The sequence below is a fragment of the Halobacillus sp. BBL2006 genome, from assembly GCF_000786645.1.
GTDB lineage: Bacteria > Bacillota > Bacilli > Bacillales > Halobacillaceae > Halobacillus.
Genome location: NZ_JRNX01000038.1, coordinates 1 through 6372 on the forward strand (window position 1 = coordinate 1; position 6372 = coordinate 6372).

The window sequence follows — 6372 nt, forward strand, 5'->3', positions numbered from 1 at the left end:
TTTTGGTTTCGGGATACATTTCTGTCTTGGTGCCCCTCTAGCTCGACTTGAAGGTGAGATTGCATTAGAAAAGTTAATAAAGACGTTTCCGAATATCCGCCTGGCTGAAGAAAATCATTCATCACAATGGCGACCTGTTTTCCTTCTAAGAGGGTTAGAGCGATTAGAAGTGACGATGGCTTGATGAAATAAATAATGTATAAAAGCCTGTCACCTCCTTCATTTGAAGAGGAGACAGGCTTTTATATTTGCAGAATCTTTAATAGTGGAAAAAGAAGTGTGTAAGAGATACATTGAAGTGGTATTTAAATCATAGGCTCTATCTTAAGGATTATGGAGGTGTCCAAATGTTTCAAATGAATGATAGAGAGAAAGAAAAATTTGACCAGTTGATGTCATCATTCAGGCAAGCTAATTCAATAGATGAAACGAGATATTATTTTGATCTCATCCAGGAGTTTCTGAACACTCTGCAAGTAGAAAAAGGGATGTTATCCAGTAAGATGAGTGCTGAAGAATTGAAAAAATTTGAGTCTTTAAAACAACAAATGCTGAACGCCCATGATACCAAAGAAGTCACTCATTTTGAAAAACAGATGCATGAATTGATCGATCGGGCCAATATGTCGAAAACTTAATTCGCAGAAAGTGTAAAAAATATCCATAAAAGTCTTTATTTTCTGACAAAATAATTGTATACTATCTTTATACTGTTCACTATAGTAGCTTGCCTTTATAAAAAAATAGGGGTCGTCAAATAGAGCGGATCTTTCAGTTGATGATTAGTGCATATTTTCTATGTTTCTATGATTTCTGAAGGCCGCTTTTTTCAGGCCCATTTTTAGGGGGAAGTTTCATGACAAATACCTTGGTCATTGCGGGATTAATAGGAGGTTTTACAGGAGTGCTTGCCCATTTGATGAGAAACGGCAAAGTTTTGGTTTTCCCCAAAGTAAGAAAACGTCCACAGGGAATCTACTTAGGCTTTTTAGCAGACTTCTTTATTGGTTCAGCGGCTTCCATCTTCGCAGTTACCTATTTGATCCCAGACCCTGAAGTCTTACGTACTCTTATAGGGGTATCGATTCTGGCGGGAATGACAGCAGAAAATGTACTCTTGAAACGTGAGCTGAGCACTGAGCAGGCAAAAATTGAAGGATTGGATCGTATTAATAAAAGGCTCAATTGACCTTTGGATACTCCAGTCCTAATTTTTTCATGAGTAAACCCTACATATAATAAATGCCCTGTCCTCCGTTATGAATCGTTCGAAATACCACTATATCATTCCCTCTTAAATTTTTCTCTTTAGTTTAATATTGCGTGTCTCGAAAGAAAAATTTGCGTTTCGTGCTAACACCTGTCAGACTAAAGTAGTTAAAAGTATTTGTTATATAGAAAGTGCAGGTGACCCACATGATTGAAATCAGAACTTCAACGCTTACCGACCAGGAATTCAATAGAGGAATGTTTGCAACCAAACCCATCAAAAAAGATGAGTTGATCCATGAAGCTCCAGTCATTCCATATCCGAATGAAGAGTATGTCCACATTGAAAAGACATTACTAGCCGATTATATGTTTGAATATGGTGAGAATCATACGGCTATGTTGTTAGGGTATGGCATGATGTTCAACCATTCCTATCAGCCGAATGCGGATTATCGAATCAATTTTGATAATCACACGTTTGAATTCTTTGCTCATAAGGATATAGAAGAAGATGAAGAGATCTTCATCAATTACAATGGAGAAGTAGAAAACGACACCCCATTGTGGTTTGATAAAAACGAATAAAGAGGGTCTTGTCACCAAGACCCTCTTTTTTTTTATGATAAATTTTTGTCTGAAAAATACACCTTTGAAATTTAAGATAAAGATCAAGTAAATTATAAAAATTTGCTGTAAGGATCAATGGCATCAGGATTTAATCCTGTACTTTTCTGAGCCTCTTTTTGCATAGATTGATTGCAATCTTTACAAACATAACTAGCCTTCGGATTTTTTTGAATTTTAAAATACTGAGTATCCGATTGATTAATCATGTATGCTTTTTTACAAAAAAACATGTCACCTTCAACTTCAAGCCCCCTTTATGATCACCTCTCGTTACTAAGCATTTCAAATTTTCCATGAAATAACAATCAGAATACAGAAAAAGACGCTTCCATTTTTGAAAGCGCCCTCTACTCTACTTGTGGAAATCCAGGCCAGACTCTACGGCATCGATGTATCCTGCTCGAATGACATAATCTCCAAAATGTTCATTTGCTTCTCGTTCTTTTGCATACTGAAACAAAATTGGTTTTAATTCTTGTAGAATCTCTTCCTCACCAATGTTTTCTCGATACAGTTTATTCAGGCGTTCGCCTTTAAAGCCTCCGCCAAGATACATATTGTATTTACCTGGCGCTTTCCCGATAAAACCAATTTCACTCAGCGCTGGTCTGGAACATCCATTCGGACAGCCCGACATACGGATGACGATTTCTTCATCTCTTAACCCGGCATCATCCAGCACTTCTTCTACCTTATCAATCAATGAAGGAAGGTATCTTTCTGATTCGGCCATCGCCAATCCACAAGTCGGTAAAGCGACACAGGCCATTGAATTGCGGCGTAATGCTGAATTATAGCTTCCATCGGTAAGTCCATACTGATCAACCAGTGCGTTGATCTGTTCTTTTTGTTCATCATCTACGTTTGCAATAATCAAGTTTTGATTAGGAGTCAACCTGAAATCTCCTGTATGCACCTTAGCAATTTCCCTGAGACCGGTCATAAGCGGATGGTTTTCCTCATCCTTGATTCGTCCATTTTGGATGAAAAGAGTAAGATGCCATTTGCTATCTCCTTTCACCCATCCATAGCGATCACCATTATGGTCAAAAGAATAAGGTCTGGCCTCTTCCAGATTCCATCCTAACCTTTCATTAAGCTCATTAGTAATCCAGTCAATGCCTTTTCTATCTACAGTGTATTTAAATCGGGCATTTTTGCGTTCAGAGCGATTGCCGTAATCCCTCTGAATGGTAACCACTTTCTCAGCCACCTCATTCACTTTATCAGGTGGGCAAAATCCGATGACCCTGGCTAATTGTGGGTAAGTGGTAGTGTCTCCATGAGTCATTCCCATTCCTCCACCTACAGCCACATTAAATCCAACTAACTCTCCATCCTCAAGGATAGCGATGAATCCGAGATCCTGAGAAAACACATCAACATCATTGGATGGTGGGACAGCCATGCCGATCTTGAATTTACGAGGCAAGTAAAGAGGACCATAGACCGGTTCTACCTCTTCACGGCTGTCTGAGACCTTTTCTTCATCTAACCAAATTTCATGATAGGCTTTTGTCTTTGGAAGTAAGTGTTCACTAACTTCTTGCGCCTTAAGGTATACTTGATTATGAATATTTGACTGATAAGGATTCGAATTACACATTACATTTCTGTTCACATCTCCACAGGCTGCAATAGAATCCATCAGTGCTTTATCCATTCCCTGTATAGTTTTTTTCATATTCCATTTCAAGATTCCGTGCAACTGGAATGTCTGACGAGTCGTCAATTTCATTGTTCCGTTTCCATGCGTGTTGGCGAGGTCATCCATTACTAGCCATTGATTAGGAGTAGCTACTCCACCTGGTAATCGGACACGAATCATAAATTGATAGGCAGGTTCCAGCTTCTTTTGCTTACGTTCGATCCTTACATCTCGGTCATCCTGCATATAGCTGCCATGGAACTTCAAGATTTTTGTTTCTTCATCTGGAATTCCTGCAGTAATACGATTCGCAAAATTCTCAACTAGAGAACCGCGAAGATAATCACTGTCTTCTTTGATTTTTTCCATTTCACTTGGAGGTCCGGCCTGTTCCGGAAATCTATTTTTTTCCATCTTAAAGCTCCTTTCATATGAGCTATTTAATAAACGTCTCGCTGATAACGTTTTTGTTTACGGAGTTGATTCAGATAATCTTCTGCTTCTTCTTTCGACATGGCTCCTTCTTGCTCGAGGACTTGTAAAATAGTGGACTGAACATCTTTCGCCATATGCTTTTCATCACCACAAACGTATATATAAGCCCCTTCTGTAATCCATTTAAATAATTCTTTGCTATTCTCTTGCAGCCGGTGTTGAACATATACTTTTTCATCTGTATCTCGAGAAAAGGCAACATCCATTTTCGTGAGTATGCCTTCTTCCAGCCACTGCTGCCACTCTGTCTGATATAAAAAGTCACTTACGAAATGCTGTTCCCCGAAGAACAACCAGGATTTCCCTCCTGCTCCTTCTTCCTCTCGATCCTCGAGAAAGGCTCGGTATGGAGCTACACCTGTACCTGCTCCGATCATGATGATGGGAGCCTCATGGTTTTCAGGGAGTTTAAAGTTAGAATTTTTCTGTACAAAGACCGGCAGCCGGTCACCTGGTTGGGAACGTTCGGCACACTGACCGGAACAAACACCTGTACGGCCGCGGCCATGAGCATCATATCTTAATGCCCCGATCGTGAGATGAACTTCCTCAGGATTTGCTTTTATACTGCTTGCAATAGAGTACAATCGGACTGGAATTTTACGAAGGATTCCTAAAAATTCATGAGCTTCTCCATGCCAAGGACCATAATCTCTAACTAAATCCAGAAGATCCCTTCCGTAGATATACTCTTTCAGCTCATTTTGATCTTCGGATTCGATCAGCTTGTGAAGCGCTTCGTCCTTGGTAAGCTTAGCTGCCTTTTGGAGAAGTGGCTTCGTTAAGCTCGTAATCTCATAAGTAGAGAGAAGCGCTTCTCTAAGTGATCGAATATCTCCCTGCTTATTAATAGAAACTGATTCTTCAGGATTCCAATTCATTTCTTCAATCAGCTGATCGACTAGTACCGAATCGTTCTCTGGATAAATACCTAGACTATCTCCTGGCTCATAAGCTAGTTGGGCACCTTCAAGGTCCAACTCAACATGGCGTGTTTCCTTATTCGAACCTCTCCCATTCAGATTAATGTTTTCTAATATTTCCGCGTGATAAGGATTTGCTCTTGAATAGACAGGTAGGTCAACTGCCGAATGATCGAGGGTAGATGTTTGGGGCTCTACACTTGAATTCTGATCGTTCAATTTTTGTTGAACACCCTCAAACCACTGAGATGCAGGTTCTTCAAAATCCAAATCACAGTCAACTCGCTCGTAAATTCGCTCTCCGCCTAGTTCCTCTAGCCGCTTGTCAATCTCTTTCCCTGTCTGGCAAAAGAACTCATAAGAGCTGTCACCTAGCGAAAGCACTGAAAACCGCATTCCATCCAGCTTAGGTGCCCGTTTACTGTGAAGAAAATCGTAGAATGTAATGGCATTATCCGGCGGATCACCGTCTCCGTGAGTACTTGTCAATACGAGTAAGTCTTCTACTTTCTTCAATGATTTTGGTTTGAAATCATCCATCGAAGATACAGTGACATTATAATTATTCTGTATGAGTTTTTGTGAATATTCTTCCGCCAGAGCCTGACAATTTCCAGTATGAGATCCGTAAAGAATGGTAATCTCCCTAGTTTTATCAGGGGCTTCTATGTAAGAAGCTCCTTCAGTAGCCGTGCGCTGTTCTTTCACTGGTGCACCTGATTGAGGAGCTGCTAAATATCCGCTCAACCACATCTTCTGACTGTCGGTCAGCGTTGACAGCAGGCGATTTAAAAGCTCAGCTTGTTCTTGATTAAAAGGGCTGTTCATAACCTCTAACTGCAAAATTCCACACCTCCGTTAAATTCTTTCATATTTAATCACTTTTTTTCCTATTGGATTGTGAGGGACTTCTGATAGTATCGATCCATCTCCACGACCATTGCTCCCATTTTCGGCCGGTTGGGATATAACACATACTCGATCCCTTGATCCTCCAATTCTTTCGCTGTTACTTTCCCTACAGCTACAGCTAGAACTTGATCATTAAATGATTCCACTAGCTTCTGACGGTCATCATTAAACACATTTTTTACCTGGGTCTTGCTTGTGAAAACCACGGCATCTAATGTTTGTTTAATAATCTCTTCTTTTAATTGAAAGACAATCTTTTCACCTGGTGGCTCAAATGAGTAGGGTTGAGACAAATATACGTCATACCCTGCTTTACTTAATTTGTCTTTCAGTAAAGCATCATCTTGATGATAGGCCTGCAGAAATACGCTTGATTCTTCACTAACCGGTGCGGGCAAGGATTTGAACAAGCTTTCCATCGTTCCATCATCCGCTACAATAGTAGGCTTTAACTCATTCTCTTTCATCCAATCCATTGTTTTACTTCCGCGTATAGCAAGAGAATCATTCATAAGCTTTACGATAAATTGATCCTTCAATCCTATGTTAGAAGCT

6 protein-coding genes and 1 pseudogene are annotated in these 6372 nt (G+C 40.0%); 4 read left to right on the top strand and 3 right to left on the bottom strand.

The annotated features are described in order from the left end of the window. The 4 genes and pseudogenes from LD39_RS23405 to LD39_RS01620 all read left to right on the top strand — a co-directional run. Positions 1-184, top strand: a pseudogene (locus LD39_RS23405) (cytochrome P450); the annotation flags it as partial. Positions 185-347: 163 nt separating this feature from the next. Further along, the gene (locus tag LD39_RS01610) at positions 348-638 is read left to right on the top strand and encodes a hypothetical protein (protein ID WP_035542176.1); all 291 of its coding nucleotides are present in this window, start codon (positions 348-350) and stop codon (positions 636-638) included. A gap of 218 nt (positions 639-856) precedes the next feature. Beyond that, complete coding sequence (locus tag LD39_RS01615; protein WP_035542177.1) at positions 857-1189, top strand: DUF4257 domain-containing protein; 333 nt, start codon at positions 857-859, stop codon at positions 1187-1189. 227 nt (positions 1190-1416) lie between these two features. After that, entirely contained in the window at positions 1417-1797 is a 381-nt protein-coding gene (locus tag LD39_RS01620; RefSeq protein ID WP_035542179.1) for an SET domain-containing protein, read from the top strand. Between the two features lie 394 nt (positions 1798-2191). Here LD39_RS01620 and cysI read toward each other — a convergent pair whose 3' ends face one another. From cysI to LD39_RS01640, 3 genes are all read right to left on the bottom strand, one after another. Continuing rightward, positions 2192-3901: an assimilatory sulfite reductase (NADPH) hemoprotein subunit gene (cysI, locus tag LD39_RS01630; protein WP_035542183.1), complete on the bottom strand. Its 1710-nt coding sequence runs from the start codon at positions 3899-3901 to the stop codon at positions 2192-2194. A 26-nt stretch (positions 3902-3927) separates the two neighbouring features. Continuing rightward, positions 3928-5748 carry an assimilatory sulfite reductase (NADPH) flavoprotein subunit gene (locus tag LD39_RS01635; RefSeq protein WP_035542185.1) on the bottom strand — a complete coding sequence of 607 codons (1821 nt, stop codon included), beginning with the start codon at positions 5746-5748 and terminating at the stop codon, positions 3928-3930. Between the two features lie 47 nt (positions 5749-5795). Then, on the bottom strand, positions 5796-6372 hold a 577-nt coding region (locus tag LD39_RS01640), incomplete at its 5' end, for a uroporphyrinogen-III synthase (RefSeq protein WP_035542188.1).

Excerpts from the sequence above, each read along its gene's own strand:
- LD39_RS01610 (WP_035542176.1), top strand. The coding sequence starts at position 348 with ATGTTTCAAATGAATGATAGAGAGAAAGAAAAATTTGACCAGTTGATG.
- LD39_RS01615 (WP_035542177.1), top strand. The coding sequence starts at position 857 with ATGACAAATACCTTGGTCATTGCGGGATTAATAGGAGGTTTTACAGGA.
- LD39_RS01620 (WP_035542179.1), top strand. The coding sequence starts at position 1,417 with ATGATTGAAATCAGAACTTCAACGCTTACCGACCAGGAATTCAATAGA.
- cysI (WP_035542183.1), bottom strand. The coding sequence starts at position 3,901 with ATGGAAAAAAATAGATTTCCGGAACAGGCCGGACCTCCAAGTGAAATG.